Here is a 21,131-nt window from a genome sequence, read left to right as displayed (position 1 = left end):
ACAGCGGCGAGATCACCGCCCATTCCGCATCGCTCACATCGTGTCTGCCCGTCATGCTCACCTCCGTTTCCGAAAGTGAATCATCACACCGCCAAAAACGGAATCCCGTTTATGAGTTCACGACCTAGGCCGCGCTGGCTGCGCGCAGAAGGCTCGCGTTGAACACCACGAAGCTGATCAGGTCCACCGGATCGATGCCCGAAAGCGCGAGGCGCTCCCCGGATGTTTCCAGCATCTCGGCAAGGGATAGCCGGGTGTCGTCCACGAAGCCCATCTGCCAATCGGGCAACTGGCGCACTTCGATCCTGCCATCGGACAGGATCGTCACCGCCTCGTGGCGCGGATCCTGCGATATGCGGGCGATGAGCCGCCGCAGCGCCGGCTCCTCGCCTTCGAGGTATTGCAGGAAATGCTCCCCCCCCGATGCAGGAACCCGGTGATGCCCGCTTGCGCGTTGTTCCTGCGGCACGTTGCAAGGATCTCGTCGTGCAGGGTGTCCTCATGGGGGACGAGAGCGCGGCTCGTGTAAAGAATGTGATGCATGGGCACCTCCCACTGGGCCGCCGGGGCCGCCGGGGCCGGGTTCAGCATGGCGCCAAATGGTTGATGCGTGGTGAAACCGTGCTCAGGCGGCGCCCTTGCGGCGGGCGGCGATCAGCGGTTCGATCCATCCCCGCAAAGCCTCGGCCCTCGGGGGCAGCGGATGGGCAAGGCCTTCGGTGAAGGCCGCGAAGGCCTCCGCGTTCATCCGGTTCAGCCCGACGATCACCGGCACACCCAGGGCCAGCGCCTCCGCGATCACGGGGCGAAACCCCCGGCCGTCGGCCTCGTGCTTGCCGAACTTGTTGACGATCAGGCAATCCGGGCCATCGGCAAGCCGCGCGCTCACCAGCCCCACGGCCTGCTCCAGCGCCGCCGGGTCGAGCCGGCAGCCGCGGGCATCGGGGCCGAGGCTCTGGGAGATGCGGATGTCGGGGCCATCGGGCAGGACGCGTACATCCATGTCGCAGGGGCCGTCGCAGGGCACTTCGGTGTTGATCTGCGCCACGCCGGCGGGGCGATAGCCCGCGGCGATCAGGCTTTGCGCAAGGCCATGGAGCAGAAGATCGGTATCCCCGCGTCCGGGGGCCATCGTGTAGGCGATGTCCATGATCCGCTCTTCCTCCGCTCTGCGTTCGACGGCGGCTTTGCCGACGGGTCCAGAAAAGCCGATCCCGCCGCCCTGTGCAACGGCTCAGGTGCGCGCGGCCTCGAACGCCGCCCAGGCCTTCTCGAACGCCTCGAAATCGAAACCGGGCTCGCGTGCCGGGCCGAGTATCAGCGCCTCGGTGTCCAGAAGCTTGTGGATCGCCTTGCCCAACTCGCCGAGGTAGGCATCCGGGATCACCAGCGCACCGTGGCGGTCGGCGTGGACGATCTCGTCGTTGGCGATGGTGAGGCCGAAGAGCGTGACCGGTGTGCCGATCTCGCGCACGTGGACGAAGCCGTGGCTCGGGCCGACGGAGCCTGCGATCACCGGGAAGCCCTCGGGCAGATCGCCGAGATCGCGCATCACCCCGTTGGTCAGCGCGCCCGAAAGCCCGAGCCCCTTGTGCACCGTGGTGTTGATCTCGCCCCAGAAGGCGCCGATGGCCTGCGCGCCGTCCAGATCCTCGACCACCGCGAGCGCAGGGCGGGGGCCTTCGGCCATGTGCTTGTAGTAGGCCATGCGGCGGGCCTTGATCACCTCGGGCGCCTCGGTGGGAGGCGCGAGCGCCGCGATCCTGGCGGTGCGGGCATGGCCGACGATCGCGCCTTCCGAGGGCGCGCTGCACAGCACGGTGCCGCGGGTGAAGCGATCGAAGCCGCGTTTGCCCTCCACCACCTCGATGGCGTTGCAGACGGTGGGGGTGTCGACCCTGCGCAGCAGGGCCAGAAGTTCATCGGTCAGCATGGGGTGCTCCATCCACTTCCATCAGCCAGCGGCGCAGGGCCGCGTTCGTTTCTTCGGGTTTCTCCAGCACCGGCAGATGGCCCGCGCCTTCGATCACCACGAGGCGCGCGCCGGGGATTAGCGCGGCCATCAGTTCGTGCCGCGCCACCGGGCAGAGCGCATCCTGCGCGCCGCAGAGCACGAGGGTGGGGCCTCCGAAGCGGCGCAGGGTGTCCGTCTGATCGGGGCGGTCGCGCAGGGCGCGGGATTGCCGCAGGAAGGCCTCAGGCCCCAGATCCAGCGCCATCTCCATGCAGAGATCGAGCACCGCCGCCCGCCCTTCGCCGGGGGCGAGGTAGTTGGGCTTCATCTCGTCGCGCATCACGGAGGCCAGTCGGCCGTTGGCGGCCTTCTCCATCTGCGGTGCGCGCCGGGCTTTGACCTCATCGGTTTCCGCCAGCGGGTTGGTGTCCAGCAGCGCCAGCCCCGCGACCCGCTCCGGCGCCTGCCGCAGCACTTCCATGGCGACGATGCCGCCCATCGAAAGCCCGGCCAGCGCGAAGCGCTCCGGGGCCTGTGCCAACACGCCTTGCGCCAAGGATGCCACGGTCTCCGCGCCCGCAAGGCCGGGCGTGAGGATCTCACGCTCCGCGCCGAAGGCGGCAATCTGCGGGGAAAAGAGCCGCCCGTCGCACATCATGCCGGGCAGCAGGATCAGCGGCAGTGTCACGACACCAGCGCCGCGCCTTCCGAGAGGGCGGCCAGCTTGGCGTAGGCGATGTCCGGGTCGATGGTGCCGAAGCCCGCGAAGGTGCCGAAGCCGCAATCGCTGCCCGCGATCACGCGCTCATGGCCGACGATATCGGTGAAGCGCGCGATGCGCTGGGCGACAAGCTCGGGATGCTCCACGAAGTTCGTCGTGGTGTCCACCACGCCGGGCACCAGCACCTTGCCGTCCGGGATGTCGGACTTGCGGTCCCGGAACACCGTCCACTCGTGGCCGTGGCGCGGGTTGGAGGTTTCGAACAGCACGTAGCGCGCTTTGGCGCTCATCAGCGTGTCGAACATCTTGGCCATCGGGATGTCGCAGACATGCGGGCCTTCGTAGTTGCCCCAGCAGATGTGGATACGGATCTTCTCTTCCGGCACGTTCTGGAGCGCGTGGTTCAGCGCCTCCACGTGGGAGGCGGCCACTTTCAGGAATTCCTCGTCCGACAGGTCGGTGAAGAGCATATGGCGCGAGAGCGCGAGGTCGGGGCAATCCAGTTGCAGATCGAGGCCCGAGGCGACGATGGTTTCGTATTCCTCCTTCATCGCGTCCGCCAGCGCGGCGAGATAGGCCTCGCGCGTGGGGTAGTGGGCGTTCTGGAGGAAGAGCGAGATCACGCCGGGCGAGGCGGCGTTCATGAACCCGCGCTCCACGCCGTGCTTGGCCATGGCCGCCTTCAGGTTGGCGATGTCGGCCTGAAGCTCGCCCTGGCCCTTGCTCTTCACCTCGCCTACGCACATGGGGCGGGCATACTTCGGCGTGCCGCCGTCATCGGCCAGCCGCTTCAGGAAGCCGGGGAATTGCTTCAGATCGGCGGGCGCGTTGCGCGGGCTGTCGCCGTCGAAGCCGGTGTAGCGGTCCTTCACGTAGGTGGCGTAGCTGATCTTCGAGGTTTCGCCGTCGGATACGATGTCCACGCCGGCCTCCACCTGGCGGCGGACGGTCTCGTCCACCGCCTCGGCCATTGCGGCGTCGAAAGCGGCCTTGTCGTAGGCTTCGCCGTTTTCGCGGGCGAAGATGAAATCCACCACTTTCTGGGTGCGGGGCAGGGAGCCCACGTGGGTTGTTGCGATCTTGCTCATGCGGGCTCTCCCCCTTTCGCTGTGGTTATTCCGGCTTCCAGGTGGGGCCGGCGGCATCATCGGTGCCGACGATGTGGTAGAGGGCGGCTTCGCCCGTCATCGAGGGCTGGGCCCGGTGGGCGAGCCCCTCGGGCACGCTCATCGTATCCCCCGGCGCCAGCACCGTGGTGCCGCCTTCCCAATCCACGCGCCAATGGCCTTTCACCGGCATCAGCACGGACGGGCGGTCGTGGCTGTGCATCGCCTCGCTGGCGGAGGCGCGGGTGATGAAATCCACCTCGAAGCCGGGCCTGTCGCGCAGTAGGCCGTGTTCGCCGATCACCTTGCAGGGCGTCTTGTCGGCCAGCGCCACCATGTCCCAGTAGCGGGCGACGTGGTTGGGCAGCACCTCGGCGGTGGTCGGCTCCGGGCGCTTGGCCAGTTCCTCGGCGCTCATCAGCGGCATCGGCTTGATGCCCTCGGGCAGGCTCTGGCCCTTCTTGGTGTCGTAGAGCTTGCCGTTCTCGCCCAGCACGAGGCCGTGGTCGGCGGCATCCTCGATCACCTGCGGCGCCCACATCACGCCGCCTCCGGCGTCGTCGCCGCCGAGGATGGCCATGATCATCCCGTAGTCGGTGCCGATGTTCTCGAAACCGCGGAAGATGCCGGTGGGGATGTTGAAGATGTCGCCCTCCTCGAGCACCACTTCGCCGGCGGTGCCCCAGCGGCCCCAGAAGAAGCGCCAGCGGCCCGAGAGCACGAAGAAGGCCTCGGCCGTGTGGTGATCGTGCAGCGAGTTGCGGCACTTGGGCGGCTGCCCGGCGGCGCCGATGTTGAAGCCGTGCGGGATGGAGATATGCACGTGCTGATCGGGGCTTTCGGAGACGCCGCCGCCGATGATGGTGAAGTTTTCCTTCTGGTCGGAGCCCGGCGTGTGGGCATCGATGAAGGCGGTCTTGCAGGGTTGCAGTTCGCCGTAGCGAACGATCCGGTCGTCAAGGTTCGTCATGGGTCAGCTCCGTTGGCTGAAAAGGATGCGCAAAAGGGTGAAGCAGGGGCGATGCCCCGCCTCCGGGAGGCCGCAGGTTCAGGCGGCGCGCGCGGCGGGAGGCCAGATGGCCGTGCCGGCGGCGCAGAGCCTCGGAGGGGCGGCGCAGCGCTGCCATTCAGGCGTCCCCTTCGTGCAGCAGGATCTGCTTCCAGACGGCGGTTTCGTCGAACAGCGTCCATTCACGGCGCAGGCGGACCGGCGCCGCCCCGAGGGTGCCGAACTCGGCGTGGGTGATGCCCATCACGTGCACCGGCGCGCCGGTGGGCTTGCCGAAACTGCCCCAGCCATCGTGTTTGCCGGTCAGGCTCCAGCGGACGGCCGCGCGGGGCGGCATGGTGGGATCTTCGCGGCCGATCACGTGGTGGATCTCGAAATCGGCGGAGGGGAGGGCGGCGCGCAGCCCCATCCAGAAGCGCTCCGCGGCGTCCCAGCCGTGGCCGGAGATGCCGCCGGGGTATTCCACCTGCGCGGCGCGGTCGTATTCGGCGCCGATGGCGGCGATGTCGGCACCCATGATGCGGGTGAGCAGATCCGCGAGCCGTGCGCCCCATTCGTTTTCGTTGCCGCGGCCCTTGTAGGGGCCGGGCACGTCGATGGCGGGGGTGAAGGGCTTCACGCAGGCCGCGGGGCCGCCCTCGCGGGCGATCAGATCGCGGGCGTAGTCCTTCGGCTCCCAGCCCAGCTGGCGCACGATCGCGCCCTGGTCGCGGATCAGCCACTCATCGTTGATCGCGTTGTCGATCGCGTGGCAGTCGGCAAGGATGCGATAGCGCAGCTTGGTGCCGGTGGCCTTGCCGTAGACGCCGTCGCCCATGTGGGTGGCGGTGGAGTAGATCCGGTGGCTCGAGAGCATCCCCTCTTCCGGCGTGCCGGACCAGATCACGTCCTCACCCAGCAACTGGCGGTCGGGGAACTCGGCCAGCGTGGCCATCGTCGCGCCGATGACGCCCTGATTGCCTACCACCACCGAGCCGGGTGAGCGCACCACGATGTCGGGCGCGTAGTAGCGGTGCAGGGTCGCGATGCCGCGATCCTCCCAGATCTCCTTGGTGATGCCGATGATGTAATCGGGGAAATCGGCGAATTTGGGATCAAAACCCTTCATTTGGTCCAACCTTCAGGGATGCGGGCGGAGCTGCGCAGGATCAGCTCGCCTTCGATTTCGATATGGTCTTGCGCGGCATCGCGCTCTTCGATCTGGCGCAGAACGAGATCGACCGCGGCCTCCACCATGCGGTTCACCGGCTGGCGCAACGTGGTGAGCCGGTAGGCGCCCCAGCTGGCCAGGGGCACGTCGTCGTAGCCGACGACGGAGATGTCCTGCCCGGGCACGAGGCCCTGGTCGCGGATCACGTCCATCACGGCAAAGGCCATGTGGTCGTTGCCCACGAAGATCGCATCGGGGCGGGTGCCGCCCTGCAGTAGCTGCCGGGCGCAGGCGGCGGCCACCTCGCGGCTGTACATGCCGTCCACCGTAGCGAAGGGCCGTTTGCCCGCGGCGCGCATGGCGGCAAGGAAACCCGCCTGCCGGTCCCGGCCGGTGGAACTGCCCTGCCAGCCGGCGATATGGGCGATGCGCTCGTGGCCGCCGGCGATGAGAAACTCCGCCACCTTGCGCCCGCCTTCCACGTTGGCCGAGGTCACGTGCGAAAGCCCCGGCCCGTCCTGCCCGCGGTTGAACAGCACCACCGGAATGCCGGCCCGCTGCGCCCGCGCCGCAAGATCGGAGCTCATCGAGACCGAGGCGGCGATGATGCCGTCCACCTGGTAGTCCATCAGCTCTTCCAGGAGCCCGTCCACGCCGTCGGTGGAGTTGGGCGCGGTGAAGATCAGGATGTGGTAGCCGCGTTTCTGCAGCGCGTTGGAGAGCATCTCCAGCGCCACCGGGTAGAACTGGTTTTCGAGATAGGCGACGACGAGGCCGATGATCCGGCTGCGCCCCGACACCATGGCGCGGGCCAGCACGTTGGGCCTGTAGCCCAGCTGCTCGGCGGCCTTGCGCACCTTTTCCACCGTCTTGGCGGAGGCGGAGGCCCCCGGCGTGAACACGCGGCTGACCGCCGACTGGCTGACCCCGGCCAGCGCCGCGACTTCCGCCGATGTGACCTTTTCCTTCGCCATCAGTCCGCCGTCCAGCCTCCGTCGATCATCATCGCCGTGCCGGTGACGAGGGCGGAGGCATCGGAGGCGAGGTAGACGGCCGCGCCCATGATGTCTTCCACCTCGCCGGGGCGGCCGAGCTTGATCTTCTCCTCGATCCACGCCCGCTTGGCCGGATCGTCGAAGGTGCCGCGGGTGAGATCGGTGAGGATGAAGGTGGGGCAGATCGTGTTGACGCGGATCTTCGCCGGCCCCCATTCGATCGCCATGGCCTTTGTCATGCCCTCGACGGCGTGTTTGGAGGCGCAGTAGACGGCGCGCTCCTGCCCGCCCACGTGGCCCATCTGGCTTGAGATCGTCATGATCGAGCCGGGCTTGCCGGCGGCGATCAGCTTCCTGGCCACAGCCTGAGCGAGGAAGTAGCAGCCGCGCAGGTTGATGCCCATCACCGCGTCGAAATCCTCGGGCGTGGTGTCCAGCGCCCTGGTGTGGCGGGCAAGCCCGGCGGCGTTGAGCAGGATGTCGAAGGGCTCCGCCGCTTCGATCGCGGCGCGTGTGGCGTTCACGTCGGAGACATCCAGCGCCAGCACATCGGCCTGCCAGCCTCTGGCGGTGAAGGCCTCGGCGGCTTCTTTGAGCGTGTCGGCACGGCGGGCGCAGAGGGTGACGGCGGCCCCGGCCTCGGCCAGTGCCGCGGCGCAGGCCAGCCCGATGCCGGAGGAGGCCCCGGCCACGAGCGCGCGTTTGCCGTCAAGGCGGAAGGAGGGGGTGCGGGGCAGATCCATCAGACAGGCTCCATCATGGCGGGCGCGCTGCCCGGATGCCGCCCGTGGGTGAGTTCCCGAAGCCGGGCGAATACGTCTACCCCGATCTGATCGTAGAGATCCAGCAAGTCCACCAGCACCCAGTTCTCGCGGATCCTGCGCGCCTCGATGCGCCAGAAATCCAGCGAGCGCAGGGTGACGCGCTGTCCGGTCGGCGCGATGCCGAGCCAGCCGCCGCCGGTGATCGTCTGCGCCATGTTGGGCCAGCCGGTGACGGCGACGTAGTGGTTGTCCGCGAAGAAGTGGTGCTTGGTGCCTTCCGGGTTCTGGGCGCGGTCGGGCATGGCGGCGAGGAAGGGGATCTGGTGGACGGTGCGGAAGCCCTCGATCCCGCGCGCGGTGCCGATGCCGGCGGGGCCGTACCAGTTCATCCGTTCATGCCAGAAGCGCGGCATCTCCATCACTTCGGGGCCACCTTGGGCGGGGTGCCGCGTCATGTGGGTGAGCATGTCGATGACCAGCGCGCAGGAGGCGGCACTGGTGGCCTCATCGCGGGGGGCGCGGTGCAGCCCGTCGCCGCTGGCGGGGCCGGGGACGCAGAACTCGCGCCCCAGCGACGGCGCGAGCGGCCATGACCCGGCCTGCATCATCAGCTCCGGGATGTCCCAGATCGCCTGCACTTCCACGACGCGGCCCGCCTCGATGCGGTAGAACTCGTGAAAGCGCATGTGCGCGAGCCGCCCGGTGGGAGGGATGCCGAGGAAGGGCGCGGCGAAGGTACCCATATAGGAGCCGCCGCAGCCGACCCAGGCCGCGCCGTCCTCATCCGTGCCCTCCATCACGATCCAGTCGCGCCGCTCCAGATCGGGCAGGGCGGCGGCGAGCGGGGCGAGCGCGCTGCGGTAGAAGCTTTCAGGCCCGGCGAGCGTGCCGAAGGGGTGGCAGAGCCGGATCACCGCATCGGGGTGAAAACAGGCCGCAAGCGCGGCCTGAACGCCAGCCGCGCTCCAGTCGTATTGCGCCGCGCGCAAGGGGGCGACGGCCCCCGCGAGAGATGCGGCAGCCTCGCTCATTCGGCGGGTTCCCCGTAGGGCACGTTCTGGCCGCCGTAGCGCCGGACGCGCAGGTTGCATTGCTCGGCATGGCCCACGAAGCCTTCGAGCAGGCAGAGCCGCGAGCCGTAGGCGCCGATGCTGGCGGCGGCTTCGTCGGTGGTGATGCGCTGGTAGCTGTGGGTCTTCAGGTATTTGCCGACCCAGAGCCCGCCGGTGTAGCGCCCGGCCTTCTTGGTGGGCAGCGTGTGGTTGGTGCCGATCACCTTGTCGCCGTTGGCCACGTTGGTACGGGGGCCGAGGAAGAGCGCGCCGTAGCAGGTCATGTGTTCGAGGAACCAGTCGTCTCGGTCCGTCATCACCTGCACGTGCTCGTAGGCCATGTCGTTGGCGACCTGCAGCATCTCCTCGTAGGTGTCGCAGAGGATCACGTCACCGTAGTCGCGCCAGCTCACCGAGGCGGTGTCGGCGGTGGGCAGGATCTTCAGGATGCGCTCGACCTCGGCCATGGTCTCCTCGGCGAGCCGGCGTGAGGTGGTGATGAGGCAGGCGGGGCTGTTGTAGCCGTGTTCGGCCTGCCCCAGCAGATCGGTGGCGCACATCTCGGCGTCCACGGTCTCGTCTGCGATCACCATGGTTTCGGTGGGGCCAGCGAAGAGATCGATGCCGACGCGGCCGAAGAGCTGGCGCTTGGCTTCGGCCACGAAGGCGTTGCCGGGGCCGACGAGCAGGTGCACGGGCTCCATGCTTTCGGTGCCGATGGCCATGGCGCCCACGGCCTGGATGCCGCCGAGCACGTAGATCTCATCCGCGCCGCCGAGATGCATGGCGGCGATCACCGCCGGGTTAGGCTCGCCGTTGAAGGGCGGGGTGCAGGCGACGATGCGTGGCACGCCGGCCACTTTCGCGGTGGCCACCGACATATGCGCGGAGGCGACCATCGGGAATTTGCCGCCGGGCACGTAGCAGCCCACGGACTGCACCGGGATGTTCTTGTGGCCGAGGATCACGCCGGGCAGCGTCTCGACCTCGATGTCGAGCATGCTGGCGCGCTGGGCCTTGGCGAAATTCACCACCTGCTCCTGCGCGAAGCGGATGTCGGCCATGTCGCGGGGGGAGACCTTGGCCATGATCGCCTCGATCTCCTCAGGCGCAAGGCGGTAGCTTTCACGCTCGTAGCCGTCGAACTTCACCGCCAGTTCGCGCACGGCGGCATCGCCGCGGGCCTCGATGTCGGCCAGCGTGGCGTCCACGGTCTCGCGCACGCGGGCGTCGTCCTCGGCCTTCTCGGTTTCGGGCTTGCTGCGCTTGAGATACTCGATTGCCATCTGTCTTTCCTTACGCGTTCGGCGCGGCCTTGGCCGCCGGGCGGGGCGGGGTGCGCTCGCCGCGGTCGTAGGCTTCCCAGCCCTCGCCGTTGAAAACATCTTGGCCCAGCTGGGCCAGCACATGGGGGAAATCGACCATCACCCAGTTGTCGGTGATGCGCCCCTCTTCGACCTTCCAGAAATCCATGTAACGGATCTCCACCCGCTTGCCGGTGGGGGCGATCCCCATGAATTCACCGGAGTGCACCGCCTCCTGCCGGCCGAAGGCCGCGGCCCATTCGCCCATGTAGAGTCGGGCTTCGTCGATGCAGACCTTGTCGGAGAAGGCTGCCTGGAAGGGGCGCTGCCAGTTGTCCTGGAACGCCTTCAGCCCGGTCTTGGTGCCGCAGCCGTAGTTGCCCATCCAGCGGAAATTCTCGGCGAAGAACTGGCCGATGTCGTCGATCCGGTGATCGTTGAGCCCATCGACCATGCCTTCGATCACGGCGCGGGTTTCGTCCGTCTTCGAAAGATCCGTGTCGCGGCTCAGGACCGCCTGCTCGGGGCGCGCGCCGCTCATCCTTTCACCGCCCCGGCGGTCAGGCCGCTCACGATCTGGCGTTGGAAGAACATGACGAGCACGAAGAGCGGCGCGGTGGCCGAGACGACGGCGGCGACGGCGAACATCACGTTGCCCTCGGTGTAGGTCGTGCCGAGGAAGGCGGCGATTTCAGGAACCATGGTGCGGTTGCTTTCAGACAGGAGCATGGAGGTAACGGCGAAGTCGTTGTAGGCCAGCAGAAAGCTGAACAGGCCGGTGGTGATCACGCCGGGCCACATCACCGGCACGATCACATGGCGGAAGGCCTGGAACTGGGTGCAGCCATCCACCTTGGCGCTTTCGTCGAGCTCCTTGGGGATGTTCTGGAAGAAGCTGTGCAGCATCCAGAGCGTGAAGGGCTGGTTGATCGCCACGAGCACGATGATCGTGGTGGGCAGGATGCCCCAGAGGTTCCACTCGAAGAAGGGCAGCAGGTAGCCCGCCACCAGCGTGATCGGGGGCATGGCCCGGAAGATCAGCGCGATGATGAGCAGCCAGAAGGTGTAGCGGAAGCCCGAGCGCGAGAGCGCGTAGCCGCCCAGCGTGCCGATGGTGAGCGAGGTGAGCACGACGAAGAAGCAGACGATGAAGGTGTTGATCACCGCGCGCCAGAATTCCTCCTGCACCCAGGCGCCGTGATAGCCCGCGCCGGTGAAGGGGCGGCCGTAGGTGGCCTCGGTGTTCTTGCCGGTGAGCGCGTTCGTCCAGTCGGCGATGGAGAAGAAATCCAGCTCCACCTTGAAGCTGCCCCAGAAGGTCCAGAGGAAGGGGAAGGCGGCGAGGATCAGCCAGACCACGACGAAGAGGTTCGCGGCGATCTTCAGCCCGGTGGGGGTGCGTTGTGCTTTCGAGGCCATCAGTGCTTGCTCCGGAAGTCGCGCCAGGTCCTGACGAGGACCGGGGAAAGAAGGATCGCCACGCCGAGGATCGTCATCACCGAGGTCGCCGAGGCGGCGGAGAGTTGGCGGGTCTCGCCGGAGAGATCGTTGAAGATGATCCACGACAGCGAGGTGGCATGGGCGGAGGCGTTGAAGCCGACGATCGGCTCGAAGACGCGGAAGTTGTCCATGAGCTGGATCAGCGCCACGAAGGTCACGAGCGGCATCAGGTGGGGGATGATCACGAAGCGGACCTGCTGCCAGCGGGTGGCGCCGTCGATCTGGGCGGCTTCGAGCTGATCCTGGGGCAGGGTCTGCAGGCCCGCGTAGAACACCACGAAGGCAAAGGGCGCGGAGTGCCAGACGCCGTAGACGATCAGCATCACCCAGGTGAGCCCGGTGGAGGCCTTGAGCGAGAGGTTCGGATCATTGGCGGCCCATTGGATGAGCGAGCCGAGCACGCCGCGGCTGTCGATCATCCAGAACAGGATGAGCGAGCCGACGAGCGGGGTCACGATCATGGGCAGCAGCGAGAAGAAGATGACGAAACCCTTCAGCCCGGCCTGCAGCCGGTTCACCGCCAGCGCGATCATCAGCCCGAGCGCGATCAGCAGCGGCGTCACGGTGAAGGTATAGGTCAGGGTGAAGGCCATTGCCCGGTAGAAGGGCAGGTTGCCCAGCCGCTTGAAGAAGTCGGACAGGCTGGTGCGGTTCTGCCAGGCCTCGGCGACTTCGCCGAAGGCGAGGTGGCCGCGGTCGAGATAGATGTCGAGCCCCACGAAGCGGCCCAGCGGGCGCTCTTCGCGCAGCTCGCGGGTGGCGTCCTGGTCGATCGAGGTCTCCTCGCGGCAGCCGAAGGGGCCGCAGGATTCGACCGTCACCAGCACGGCCTCGTGCGGGGCGAACAACGATTGGGTCACGACCGAGACGATCGGCGCGGCGATGAACAGAAGCATCGCGAGGCCGGTCGGCAGGAAGAACCAGAAGAAAGTGCGGTGTTTCATGAAACTCGCCGTTGCGGTGCGGGCGCCAGGGGGCCGGGACCGGATCAGATGCGCGGGGGTGGATTGGGACGTGAGGGGAAAAAGGAGGGAGCACGGTGGCCCCCCCACCAGGAGGAGAGCTTACTGAAGGAAGCCCGCTTCCTTCGCGGCCGCGGTGTAGGCGGCTTCGACGTCGGCCAGAGCCTGTTCGGCGCTTTCCTTGCCCTGCATGAAGTCCGCCAGCTCATTGCCGAGCGCGGTATGCAGCAGCCCCATGTAGGGCAGCATCGGGTAGGGGATCGTGCCGGCGTTGGCGGCCTCGAACACGCCCACGGCGGCCGGGGTCGGTTCGTAGCCGGGGATCAGCCAGACGGCCTGGGTGCGGATCTCTTCATCCTGCATCAGCTCCGGGCGGATGCCGTTCATCATGGCGATGAAGGTGCTTTCGGCCTCTTCGTCGGAGATGTTCTTGGCCACGGTCCAGCCATCCCACCACAGGGTCGAGGCCGGGGTGGTGCCGCCGTTCACCGTCATCGGGCCGGCGATGGCGAAGCCGTCGACCACTTCCTGCGGCACGCCGTCGGCGGTGACGAGCGTCGCCGCGCGGCTGCCCCACATGTTCATCAGCGCCACGTTGCCGGCGCGGAACTCGGCGTTGGTGGCGTTGGAGTCATGGGTCAGGAAATCGGGGTTCATGTATTCCGACAGCGCCTTCATCATGTTCAGCGCGTTGACGCCGGCTTCGGAGTTCACGTTCGGTTCGGCGGTGCCGGCCTTGAAGAACTCGCCGCCCATGCCCAGGAACATGTTGTTGAATTCCTGCGCCAGGTTCCAGCCCGCTGCATAGGCGCCGCCCACCGGGTTCTCCATGATGCCCTTCTCGCGGATCATCTTGGCGGCTTCCAGCAGTTCTTCGTAGGTCTTCGGCGGCTCGACGCCGATCTGCTCCAGAACGTCGGCGCGATAGACGAGATGCTGGGCGTTGGCCATGAAGGCCACGGCCATGATCTTGCCGTCGATGGTGATCAGCTGGGTCTTGTTCAGGCCCTGGCCATGCTTGGCGACGAGATCGTCCAGCGGGCGGATCACGTCTTCGTTCATCAGCGCCACGATCGAGGAGTTGGCGATGATGGCCGAGGTGTATTCGGCCGGGTTGCCCTGCATGCCGGGCAGGTTGATCTTCTGGTGATCGGCGGTGAGGTTCGTCTTGACCTCGGCGCCGGTGCATTTCGCGGCTTCCGCGCCCACCGTCTGGATGGCCGGGAACTCGTTGCCGACGATGCTGACGCGGGCGGTGATCTCGCAGGCCTGTGCGCCTGTCGCGGCGAGGACGGCAAAGGCACTGGCCGTCGTGAACTTCTTCAGAAACATTCTCTTCTCCCTGTCGTGTTTCGGTGCCGGGTGCGCCTTGCAATCACGCACCTGGCGGTTCTCCTGCCGCGCCGGGGCGCGGCGAGGGTCTTCGTGGTCGGGGCTAGTCCCCGATGCGCGCCCCTGTTTCTGCATCGAACAGGTGGCAGATCTGCGCCGGGATGCGGATCGACACCATGTCGCCGATCTCGGCACGGAATGATTTGTCGGCCTTCGCGCTGACCAACGCGCCGCCGATGCGCACGCTCACCATGGTGGCGTCGCCCAGAAGCTCCAGCGTGTAGATCGGCGCGGTGATCTGGCCGCCTTCGCCCGCCACTTCCGCATCCTCCGCGCGGAAGCCCAGCGTGACCGGGCCGTCGCCGATCGAAAGCCCTGCGATCTCGGTGTGGGGCGCCCGGAAGGTGCCGCCCGCCACCTCGCCCTTCATCAGGTTCATCGCCGGGTTGCCGATGAAGCTGGCCACGAAGGTGTTGGCGGGGCGGTCGTAGATCTCGGTGGGGCTGCCCACCTGCTGCACGACGCCTTTTTCCATCACCACCACGCGGTCCGCGAGCGTCATCGCCTCGATCTGGTCGTGGGTCACGTAGATCGTGGTGACGGCGAGCTCGTGGCTGAGGTTCTTGATCTGCGCGCGGGTGGAGACCCGCAGCTTGGCGTCGAGGTTGGAAAGCGGCTCGTCCATCAGGAAGACGTTGGGCTCGCGCACGATGGCGCGGGCCAGAGCCACGCGCTGGCGCTGGCCGCCCGAAAGCTCCGCCGGCTTGCGGTGCAGGAAGTCGTCCAGTTCCACCATCGCGCTCGCGCGCATCACCTTCTCCTTGTGGGTGGCCGGATCGGAGCCGCGCACCCGCAGCGGAAAGCGGATGTTCTCGTAGACGTTCATGTTGGGGTAGAGCGCGTAGCTCTGGAACACCATCGCCACGTCGCGATCCTTGGGCTCCAGGTCGTTCACCACCTTGCCGTCGATCAGGATCTCGCCTTCGGTCGGATCTTCGAGCCCGGCGATCATGCGCATCGTCGTGGTCTTGCCGCAGCCCGAAGGGCCGAGCAGCACGAGGAACTCGCGGTCGGGAATGGTAAGATCGAACTTGTCGACGCCGATGAAGGAACCCCAGCGCTTGGATACGCCGGACAATCTGATTTCGGCCAAGGCGGCCTCCCCTGAAGTGGACACGTTTTGCATACGCTTGCAATTACGGTAGACTTCCCCGGTCGATTCCGGCAAGCTAATTTTGCATGCGTTTGCAAGAAAGCGTCCAGAAGGTTGAAAACGTGAAAGATTTTCAGGAAGAAAAGGCGCTGGTGCAGCGCTTCCACGCGGCGCTGGATGCGGCGTCGCCTGACTTTGGGGCAGGTGGGGTATCGGAATCGCTTGCCGCCCATTGTGCGCCCGAGCTCACGTGGCGCGGATTCCACCCCTTCGGAGAGATCACCGGGCCAAAGGCCGTGGCCGAGCGGTTCTGGGTGCCGCTCAAGCGCGCGCTCACGTCGATGCAGCGGCGGGAGGACATCTTCTTCGCCGGGCTGAACCAGATGGACGGCTTTCAGGGGATCTGGGTCGTCTCGATGGGGCACCTGATGGGGCTGTTCGACGCGCCGTGGCTCGGCATCAGGCCCACCGGCAAGCTCGCCATGCTGCGCTATTGCAGCTTCCACAAGGTGGAAGGCGAACAGATCACCGAAACCGCGATGTATTTCGACATCCCGCACCTGATGGCGCAGGCGGGGCAGGGGATCTTCCCCAGCCAGACGGCCCAGCACCTCGTGCAGCCGGGGCCGCGCACCCATGACGGGCTGCTTTATGAGGCGCAGCCGCAGGCGACGGGCGAGGAGACGCTGGCGCTGATCAATCGGATGATTTCAGACCTCGGGCAATGGCAATCGGGCCTGCCGCTGGAGGAGGAACTGGCGCTCACCTGGGCGCCCGACATGCTGTGGTGGGGGCCGGAGGGCATCGGCGCCACCTACACGATCGAGCGCTACGCCAAGCAGCATTCCGGCCCGTTCCGCGCCGCCTTCTCGGACCGCTCCAAGACAACCCACATTGCCCGGTTGGCGGAAGGCCACTACGGCGGCTTCTTCGGCTGGCCCAATTTCACCGCCCGGCCCACGGGCGGCTTCATGGGGCAGCCGCCGAGCGACAGGCCCGGCGAGTTCCGGGTGATCGACATCTACCGCCGCGAAGGCGACAAGCTGGCGGAGAACTGGATCTTCATCGACCTGCTGCACTTCTGGAAGATGCAGGGCCGCGATTTCCTTGCCGAGGCCACGGGAGAAGCGCATGCGGATTGACGCCCACCACCACCTCTGGGATCTCGCGGCGGTGCATTACCCCTGGCTCATGGCGAAGGGTGTGCCGCGCTTCTTCGGAGATCCCGCCCCGATCCAGCGCGATTATCTGATCGACGCCTTCCGTGCGGATGCGGCCGGGTTCGAGGCCTCCGTGCACATCCAGGTCGGGGCCGAGGATCCGATGGCCGAGGCGCGCTGGGTGCAGGCGGTGGCCGATGCGACGCCGGACTGGCCGCTGCTGCAGGTGGCCTTCTGCGATCTGACGGCGCCCGATCTCGCCGCGCGGCTGGATGCGCTGCAAGCGCTGCCCTCCTTGCGCGGCGTGCGCCAGATCGTGGGGCGTGCGCCGGGAGAAGATGCTCAGACGGGCACTAATGCGTTGCTCACCGATCCCCGCTTCGCCGCGGGCCTGCGGGAGGTCGGCGCGCGGGGGCTGTCCTTCGATCTGCAACTGATTCCGGAGCTCTACGAGGGCATGGCACGCGTGCTCGACGCCGCGCCGGACGTGCCCGTGGCGCTCTGCCACGCGGGCTCCCCCCATGATCGCAGCGCCGGCGGGCTGGCGGGGTGGTCACGGGCCCTGCGGCTCCTGTCGGAGCGGCCGCAGGTCGTGTGCAAACTGTCCGGGCTCGGCATGTTCGATCACCACTGGAGCCGCGAGAGCATCCGGCCGATCATCGAGACCTGCCTCGATCAGTTCGGCCCGCAGCGCTGCATGTTCGGCTCCAACTTTCCGGTGGACAGCCTCTATTCAGACTACGCCACGCTTCGCGCGGCCCATGAGGCGCTCGTGCCCGAGGAGATGCACGGGGATGTCTTCGGCGGGGTTGCGGCGCGCTTCTACGGCTTCGCGGCCTGAGCTCGCTTCTGTTGGGCGCGCCGATAGGCGCGTGGGGTTTCGCCGGTGTTGGATTTGAAGAAGCGGGTGAAATTCGCCGGTGCGGAGAAGCCAAGCGTCTCCGCGATCTCGGCGATGGGCGTGGGGCTTTCGGCCAGCGCCCTGCGGGCATGGGCCAGCCGGTAGCGGCGCAGCTCCCGCGCAAGGCTCGTGCCCAGCATCGACAGCCCGTCGTCCAGCTCCTCCGGGGTGAGGTCCAGCGTATCGGCCATGGCGCGGGCCATGTTGTCGGGGCGCTCGGCCAGAAGCTGGGGCGCGGCGCCCTGGATCGCCAGCAGCAGCGACGGCCGCTGGTGGCCTGAATCGGTGGTGACGCGGGGCGCCGGGCACTCCTGCACGATCTTCTGCAACAGGCCGGTGGGGAAGTGCAGCGCCTGCTCCAGCCCGCCCGTCTCGGTGACGGCCACGCCGCGATAACGCTTCGGCAGCGCCCGCGCCGATGGGGTCTCCAGTGTCACCGTTTCCGCCGCCCAGCCCCCTTCCGCCATGTCCAGCAGCCGCAGCGTGAGCGCAAAGCCGAAGCCGATGGTCTGCAACGGGACGGCGCGGGGCCGGAACTGCCGCCGGACCCGGTAGACGGTTTCATCCGGCCCGATCTCAAGCGCGTGGTGCACGGAGCTGCCGTAGCGCGGTGCGGCCATCACCATGCCCGTCAGCATCTCTCCCAGCGTCGCCCCGTTGCTGAGCGCCTGTTGCGTCACGGGCCATTTCGCCAGGTCCATCCCTTCGCCCACGTGTACGCCGAGCCACGGGTCGCCGGCGGCGGTGGCGAAATCCTCCAGCAGTTCGTAGACGACATCCGCCTGCACCAGCCGCTCCGGGTCGCGAGCATCTTCCGGCGAAAGCCCTTTCGCGCCGAGCAGGCCGGCGACGTCCAGCCTGCGCGCGCCGAGGTGGGAGACGAAGGGCGCGATGGTGGCCAACTGGATGAAGGCGGCCGCGCGCGCGGCGGAATCCTGCGGCGAGCGGAGGGAATCGAGGTTCAACATTGCAGAACCCTAGCACGAAACGACCGCGAAATTATCCGGTTTCTGCATCGGGCCGGCGAGATTGCCGCATCGGGATAATTTCTGCCGAAAGCCCTTTGATAGGCTGCGTTTGCACGCTGCCCGCCAAAACGCGCAGCAAGCCGCCCATGAGGAGGTGTGCACGTTTGGCGCGAAATCGCCGTGTCGGCGGGCCTGCCCCGAGAAGCCTTCCGCGCCAAGCCAGATCTTAGGGAGGACGAGAATGACGTTATTGAAGAAAACCCTCGCGCTCATCGCCTTTGCCGGGGCGCCGGCTCTGGCGCAGGAGGCCGAGCCGCAGGTGCTGATCACCAACGTGCACATCTTTGACGGCGTGAATGAGCAACGGATCGAGAACGCATCCGTTCTGATCGAAGGCAATCTCATCAAGGCGATCTCGACCGAGGCCATCGAGGCCCCCGATGCTGAAATGATCGACGGCGGCGGTGGCACCCTGACGCCCGGTTTCGTTGAAACCCATGCCCACCTGCTGCTCATGGGGCCGAGCCTGAGCGCGATGGAAGCCAACACGACATGGGAGGATTTCGCCATCCACGGCACCCGCATGGCCGAGATGTATCTCATGCAGGGCTTCACCACCGTGCGCGATGCCGGGGGCGCCAACGGGGGGCTGCGCCGTGCCATCGAAAGCGGGCAGATCGTCGGCCCGCGCTACTACCCCTCGGGCGCCTTCATCGGCACCCGTGGCGGCCATGCCGATTTCGCCAATTTCACCGCGCCTCCGGGCAGCGAAACCAACTTCGGCCGCCTGAACATGGCACAGGAAGTCAGCGGCGTGGATGATGTCTACCGCTATGGCCGCAACAACCTGCGCATGGGGGCGACGCAGCTGAAATTCATGCAGTCCGGCGGGGTGGTCTCGGCCTTTGATCCGTGGCAGCTTCTGGCCGGCTCGAGGGAAGAAATCGAGGCCGCCGTGCAGGTGGCAAACGAGTATGGCACCTACGTCATGGCGCACTCCTACCGCAAGGAGGCGATCATGAACGCCCTGGACGCGGGCGTGATGTCCATCGAGCACGGCTTCTCATTCGATTGCGAGATTGCCGAGAAGATGAACGAGGTGGGCGCTTTCATCTCGACGAACCTCACCGCATTTGACCCCGGATTGCTGGATATTCCGGCGGTGAAGAACCAGGCCTCAAGCCTCGCCAAGGCCAAGTCGGCTTCCGCGACCTTCGCCGAGTACGTTCCCAACATGCAGCAATGCCCGGTCAAGCGCGCCTTCCAGACGGATTGCGTGGGAACCGTGGAAGCCTGCAACATCCAGATCGCCTACGAGAAGAAGCTGAACAACGATTTCTTCGGCGCCTATCAATCGCTGGTGACGATGACATCCATCGGCGGCGAACTGGTGGCGCTGTCGGGGGATTTCACCAACCCCTTCACCGAAGGCAAGCTGGGGGTGATCGAAGAGGGCGCCTATGCCGACATCCTGATCATCGACGGCAACCCGCTGGAGGATTTCAGCCTGGTCGGCACCGGCGAACAGTGGTTCGGCGCGGAGCCGCGCCCCGAAAGCCCCGAAACCATCCGCCTCATCATGAAGGATGGCGTCGTCTACAAGAACACGCTGCAATAGCGGTGTGAAGGCCCGGAGCGCTTGGGTGCTCCGGGCAAATCCAGGGGCATGGGGAAAGAGGGCAGGGACATGGGCGTTTCGGGCAAGGCATCCTTCGTAGCCGCAGGGCTTCTGGCGCTGGTTTTCCAGCCTGCCGGGGCAGAGGGGCTTTCAGGGCCATCCTCCGTAGGGGCGGATCTGTCCCCCGGCGACGGGCTCACCGATCCGCAGTTCCGATCCGATTTCCCCCGCAGCGCGCTTCCCGGGTTCTACGCATGGAAGGACGGGCTGGCGGAAGGCGGCTTCAGCTTCGGGGCGGATTACCTGGCGCTGGGCCAGTGGGGCAACAGCGACATCGGCCCCGGAGAGGCCAGCGGCGGCATCGCGCGGCTCTTCGGCACGTTCGATGCCGGCAACGGCCACGCGTTCACCTTCAAGATCGAGAACCGCCACGCCTTCGGTGCTGTGGCGCCCCAGTTCTTCGGGCTCGAGTCCGGCGCGTTGGCGATCACCGGCACCGCCTTCAACGATACCGGCACTCTGCTCACCAACCTGTTCTACACCTACCGCGATCCCGAAGGCCGCTTCACCTTTCAGGCCGGCCAAATCGACGTGACCGATTTCCTGGACGTCTACAGCCTCGTCAGCCCCTACACGTCATTCCAGAACCTCGCCTTCAATACCAATCCCACCATCAATGCGCCCAACCCGGGGCTCGGCATGGCCGCCGGTCTGCGCCTGGGCGATACGCTCTACGCCGTGGCCAGCATCGCCGACGCCAACGGCGATCCATCGTCGCCGGATGCGGATGTCTTTTCCTCTGGGGAAACCTTCAAGAGCCTCGAGATCGGCTACACCTCGGGGTTCGACAGGCTCTATTTCGACAACATCCACCTCACGCTCTGGCAATCGGACGGCTCCGCCGCGCGCGGGCGGGCCGAAGACAAGGGCGCCAGTTTCTCGGCCTCCTGGCTGATCGGAAACGAGTGGGCCCCCTTCCTGCGCTTCGGCGTGTCCGACGGTACCGCCGCGCTGTATTCGAGGTCCCTGTCCACCGGGCTCGGCTGGTATCGGCGCAACACCGATCTGGCCGGGATCGGGCTGAACTGGGCGGAGGTCAACGGTATCGACGGGCGGCAGTTCACCGCTGAGGCCTTCTACCGCTTCTCGATCTCGCCCAACCTCCAGATCACCCCTTCGATCCAGTTCATCGACAACCCGCTTCTGGACCCGACGCAAGGCTCGATCTCTCTCGTCGGCCTGCGGGCCCGCATCCTGTTCTGAGGGAACGGCGCGGGCGCGGCCATGGCCCCGCGATCGCGGCCCGCACCGTGCCGCCGCGGTGGCAAAAAGCCTATCGGCCGGTCATCTCCGAGCGAACGCGACGCCCTTGCTCCGAGCCTTCGCCTTCTGCCGAAGCGGCCGCCCTGCAACCCTCCGCACGAACAGGCGAAAAGCCGGTTTTTTCGCCTTGTCATCCCCGAACCACGCCGTTACACGGGT

General features: G+C 66.9%; 21 protein-coding genes and 1 pseudogene. 4 read left to right on the top strand and 18 right to left on the bottom strand.

Features of this window, described 5'->3' with window-relative positions:
• Positions 1–124: 124 nt before the first annotated feature.
• From PSA7680_RS13435 to PSA7680_RS13360, 17 genes and pseudogenes are all read right to left on the bottom strand, one after another.
• On the bottom strand, positions 125–469 hold the full coding sequence (locus PSA7680_RS13435) for a BLUF domain-containing protein (protein ID WP_085869229.1): 345 nt from the start codon (positions 467–469) through the stop codon (positions 125–127).
• Positions 470–477: 8 nt separating this feature from the next.
• Positions 478–543 (bottom strand): annotated as a pseudogene (locus PSA7680_RS19165) (hypothetical protein); the annotation flags it as partial.
• A gap of 82 nt (positions 544–625) precedes the next feature.
• On the bottom strand, positions 626–1,150 hold the full coding sequence (locus PSA7680_RS13430; protein WP_085869228.1) for a DUF2478 domain-containing protein: 525 nt from the start codon (positions 1,148–1,150) through the stop codon (positions 626–628).
• A gap of 84 nt (positions 1,151–1,234) precedes the next feature.
• A complete protein-coding gene (locus PSA7680_RS13425; RefSeq protein ID WP_085869237.1) occupies positions 1,235–1,930 on the bottom strand; it encodes an RraA family protein in 696 nt (231 codons plus the stop codon).
• Entirely contained in the window at positions 1,920–2,612 is a 693-nt protein-coding gene (locus PSA7680_RS13420) for an alpha/beta fold hydrolase (protein WP_503128326.1), read from the bottom strand. The genes PSA7680_RS13425 and PSA7680_RS13420 overlap by 11 nt, the downstream gene beginning before the upstream one ends.
• 26 nt (positions 2,613–2,638) lie before the next feature.
• The gene (locus PSA7680_RS13415) at positions 2,639–3,763 is read right to left on the bottom strand and encodes a cobalamin-independent methionine synthase II family protein (protein WP_085869227.1); all 1,125 of its coding nucleotides are present in this window, start codon (positions 3,761–3,763) and stop codon (positions 2,639–2,641) included.
• Positions 3,764–3,788: 25 nt separating this feature from the next.
• Positions 3,789–4,751 carry a cupin domain-containing protein gene (locus PSA7680_RS13410; RefSeq protein ID WP_085869226.1) on the bottom strand — a complete coding sequence of 321 codons (963 nt, stop codon included), beginning with the start codon at positions 4,749–4,751 and terminating at the stop codon, positions 3,789–3,791.
• Between the two features lie 157 nt (positions 4,752–4,908).
• The gene (locus tag PSA7680_RS13405; protein ID WP_085869225.1) at positions 4,909–5,898 is read right to left on the bottom strand and encodes a nuclear transport factor 2 family protein; all 990 of its coding nucleotides are present in this window, start codon (positions 5,896–5,898) and stop codon (positions 4,909–4,911) included.
• Positions 5,895–6,914, bottom strand: coding sequence for a LacI family DNA-binding transcriptional regulator (locus PSA7680_RS13400; protein WP_085869224.1), 1,020 nt, complete (start codon positions 6,912–6,914; stop codon positions 5,895–5,897). Before PSA7680_RS13400 ends, PSA7680_RS13405 begins: the two co-directional genes overlap by 4 nt.
• Positions 6,914–7,678: an SDR family NAD(P)-dependent oxidoreductase gene (locus PSA7680_RS13395; RefSeq protein ID WP_085869223.1), complete on the bottom strand. Its 765-nt coding sequence runs from the start codon at positions 7,676–7,678 to the stop codon at positions 6,914–6,916. The genes PSA7680_RS13400 and PSA7680_RS13395 overlap by 1 nt, the downstream gene beginning before the upstream one ends.
• A complete protein-coding gene (locus PSA7680_RS13390; RefSeq protein WP_085869222.1) occupies positions 7,678–8,730 on the bottom strand; it encodes an ester cyclase in 1,053 nt (350 codons plus the stop codon). The genes PSA7680_RS13395 and PSA7680_RS13390 overlap by 1 nt, the downstream gene beginning before the upstream one ends.
• Positions 8,727–10,037, bottom strand: a complete 1,311-nt coding sequence (gene hisD / locus PSA7680_RS13385) for a histidinol dehydrogenase (protein WP_085869221.1) — start codon at positions 10,035–10,037, stop codon at positions 8,727–8,729. Before hisD ends, PSA7680_RS13390 begins: the two co-directional genes overlap by 4 nt.
• A gap of 10 nt (positions 10,038–10,047) precedes the next feature.
• Entirely contained in the window at positions 10,048–10,596 is a 549-nt protein-coding gene (locus PSA7680_RS13380; RefSeq protein ID WP_085869220.1) for an ester cyclase, read from the bottom strand.
• Positions 10,593–11,474, bottom strand: a complete 882-nt coding sequence (locus PSA7680_RS13375) for a carbohydrate ABC transporter permease (RefSeq protein ID WP_176244138.1) — start codon at positions 11,472–11,474, stop codon at positions 10,593–10,595. Before PSA7680_RS13375 ends, PSA7680_RS13380 begins: the two co-directional genes overlap by 4 nt.
• Positions 11,474–12,499: a carbohydrate ABC transporter permease gene (locus PSA7680_RS13370; RefSeq protein ID WP_085869219.1), complete on the bottom strand. Its 1,026-nt coding sequence runs from the start codon at positions 12,497–12,499 to the stop codon at positions 11,474–11,476. Before PSA7680_RS13370 ends, PSA7680_RS13375 begins: the two co-directional genes overlap by 1 nt.
• A gap of 120 nt (positions 12,500–12,619) precedes the next feature.
• Entirely contained in the window at positions 12,620–13,849 is a 1,230-nt protein-coding gene (locus PSA7680_RS13365; RefSeq protein ID WP_085869218.1) for an ABC transporter substrate-binding protein, read from the bottom strand.
• A gap of 103 nt (positions 13,850–13,952) precedes the next feature.
• On the bottom strand, positions 13,953–15,002 hold the full coding sequence (locus PSA7680_RS13360) for an ABC transporter ATP-binding protein (protein WP_085869217.1): 1,050 nt from the start codon (positions 15,000–15,002) through the stop codon (positions 13,953–13,955).
• Positions 15,003–15,124: 122 nt separating this feature from the next.
• Between PSA7680_RS13360 and PSA7680_RS13355 the strand changes: the two genes are divergently transcribed.
• Complete coding sequence (locus PSA7680_RS13355; protein WP_085869234.1) at positions 15,125–16,144, top strand: nuclear transport factor 2 family protein; 1,020 nt, start codon at positions 15,125–15,127, stop codon at positions 16,142–16,144.
• The gene (locus tag PSA7680_RS13350) at positions 16,134–17,003 is read left to right on the top strand and encodes an amidohydrolase family protein (protein ID WP_085869216.1); all 870 of its coding nucleotides are present in this window, start codon (positions 16,134–16,136) and stop codon (positions 17,001–17,003) included. Before PSA7680_RS13355 ends, PSA7680_RS13350 begins: the two co-directional genes overlap by 11 nt.
• Here the strand turns inward: PSA7680_RS13350 and PSA7680_RS13345 are convergent.
• A complete protein-coding gene (locus tag PSA7680_RS13345; RefSeq protein ID WP_085869215.1) occupies positions 16,985–18,031 on the bottom strand; it encodes an AraC family transcriptional regulator in 1,047 nt (348 codons plus the stop codon). The two genes, PSA7680_RS13350 and PSA7680_RS13345, sit on opposite strands and share 19 nt — an antisense overlap.
• Positions 18,032–18,272: 241 nt before the next feature.
• Here PSA7680_RS13345 and PSA7680_RS13340 point away from each other — a divergent pair, with 241 nt between their 5' ends.
• Entirely contained in the window at positions 18,273–19,649 is a 1,377-nt protein-coding gene (locus tag PSA7680_RS13340; protein ID WP_085869214.1) for a metal-dependent hydrolase family protein, read from the top strand.
• A 69-nt stretch (positions 19,650–19,718) separates the two neighbouring features.
• A complete protein-coding gene (locus tag PSA7680_RS13335) occupies positions 19,719–20,912 on the top strand; it encodes a carbohydrate porin (RefSeq protein ID WP_085869213.1) in 1,194 nt (397 codons plus the stop codon).
• Positions 20,913–21,131 lie beyond the last annotated feature (219 nt).

It is taken from the genome of Pseudoruegeria aquimaris, from assembly GCF_900172235.1.
Lineage (GTDB): Bacteria > Pseudomonadota > Alphaproteobacteria > Rhodobacterales > Rhodobacteraceae > Pseudoruegeria > Pseudoruegeria aquimaris.
The sequence above is the reverse complement of the archived record's forward strand: the minus strand, read 5'-3'. Positions and strand labels throughout refer to the sequence as shown.

Bases quoted from the DNA above. Each gene is read 5' to 3' on its own strand.
- PSA7680_RS13430 (WP_085869228.1), bottom strand. From the start codon at position 1,150: ATGGACATCGCCTACACGATGGCCCCCGGACGCGGGGATACCGATCTT.
- PSA7680_RS13420 (WP_503128326.1), bottom strand. From the start codon at position 2,612: ATGATGTGCGACGGGCGGCTCTTTTCCCCGCAGATTGCCGCCTTCGGC.
- PSA7680_RS13415 (WP_085869227.1), bottom strand. From the start codon at position 3,763: ATGAGCAAGATCGCAACAACCCACGTGGGCTCCCTGCCCCGCACCCAG.
- PSA7680_RS13410 (WP_085869226.1), bottom strand. From the start codon at position 4,751: ATGACGAACCTTGACGACCGGATCGTTCGCTACGGCGAACTGCAACCC.
- PSA7680_RS13405 (WP_085869225.1), bottom strand. From the start codon at position 5,898: ATGAAGGGTTTTGATCCCAAATTCGCCGATTTCCCCGATTACATCATC.
- PSA7680_RS13400 (WP_085869224.1), bottom strand. From the start codon at position 6,914: ATGGCGAAGGAAAAGGTCACATCGGCGGAAGTCGCGGCGCTGGCCGGG.
- PSA7680_RS13395 (WP_085869223.1), bottom strand. From the start codon at position 7,678: ATGGATCTGCCCCGCACCCCCTCCTTCCGCCTTGACGGCAAACGCGCG.
- PSA7680_RS13390 (WP_085869222.1), bottom strand. From the start codon at position 8,730: ATGAGCGAGGCTGCCGCATCTCTCGCGGGGGCCGTCGCCCCCTTGCGC.
- hisD (WP_085869221.1), bottom strand. From the start codon at position 10,037: ATGGCAATCGAGTATCTCAAGCGCAGCAAGCCCGAAACCGAGAAGGCC.
- PSA7680_RS13380 (WP_085869220.1), bottom strand. From the start codon at position 10,596: ATGAGCGGCGCGCGCCCCGAGCAGGCGGTCCTGAGCCGCGACACGGAT.
- PSA7680_RS13375 (WP_176244138.1), bottom strand. From the start codon at position 11,474: ATGGCCTCGAAAGCACAACGCACCCCCACCGGGCTGAAGATCGCCGCG.
- PSA7680_RS13370 (WP_085869219.1), bottom strand. From the start codon at position 12,499: ATGAAACACCGCACTTTCTTCTGGTTCTTCCTGCCGACCGGCCTCGCG.
- PSA7680_RS13365 (WP_085869218.1), bottom strand. From the start codon at position 13,849: ATGTTTCTGAAGAAGTTCACGACGGCCAGTGCCTTTGCCGTCCTCGCC.
- PSA7680_RS13350 (WP_085869216.1), top strand. From the start codon at position 16,134: ATGCGGATTGACGCCCACCACCACCTCTGGGATCTCGCGGCGGTGCAT.
- PSA7680_RS13345 (WP_085869215.1), bottom strand. From the start codon at position 18,031: ATGTTGAACCTCGATTCCCTCCGCTCGCCGCAGGATTCCGCCGCGCGC.
- PSA7680_RS13340 (WP_085869214.1), top strand. From the start codon at position 18,273: ATGACGTTATTGAAGAAAACCCTCGCGCTCATCGCCTTTGCCGGGGCG.
- PSA7680_RS13335 (WP_085869213.1), top strand. From the start codon at position 19,719: ATGGGCGTTTCGGGCAAGGCATCCTTCGTAGCCGCAGGGCTTCTGGCG.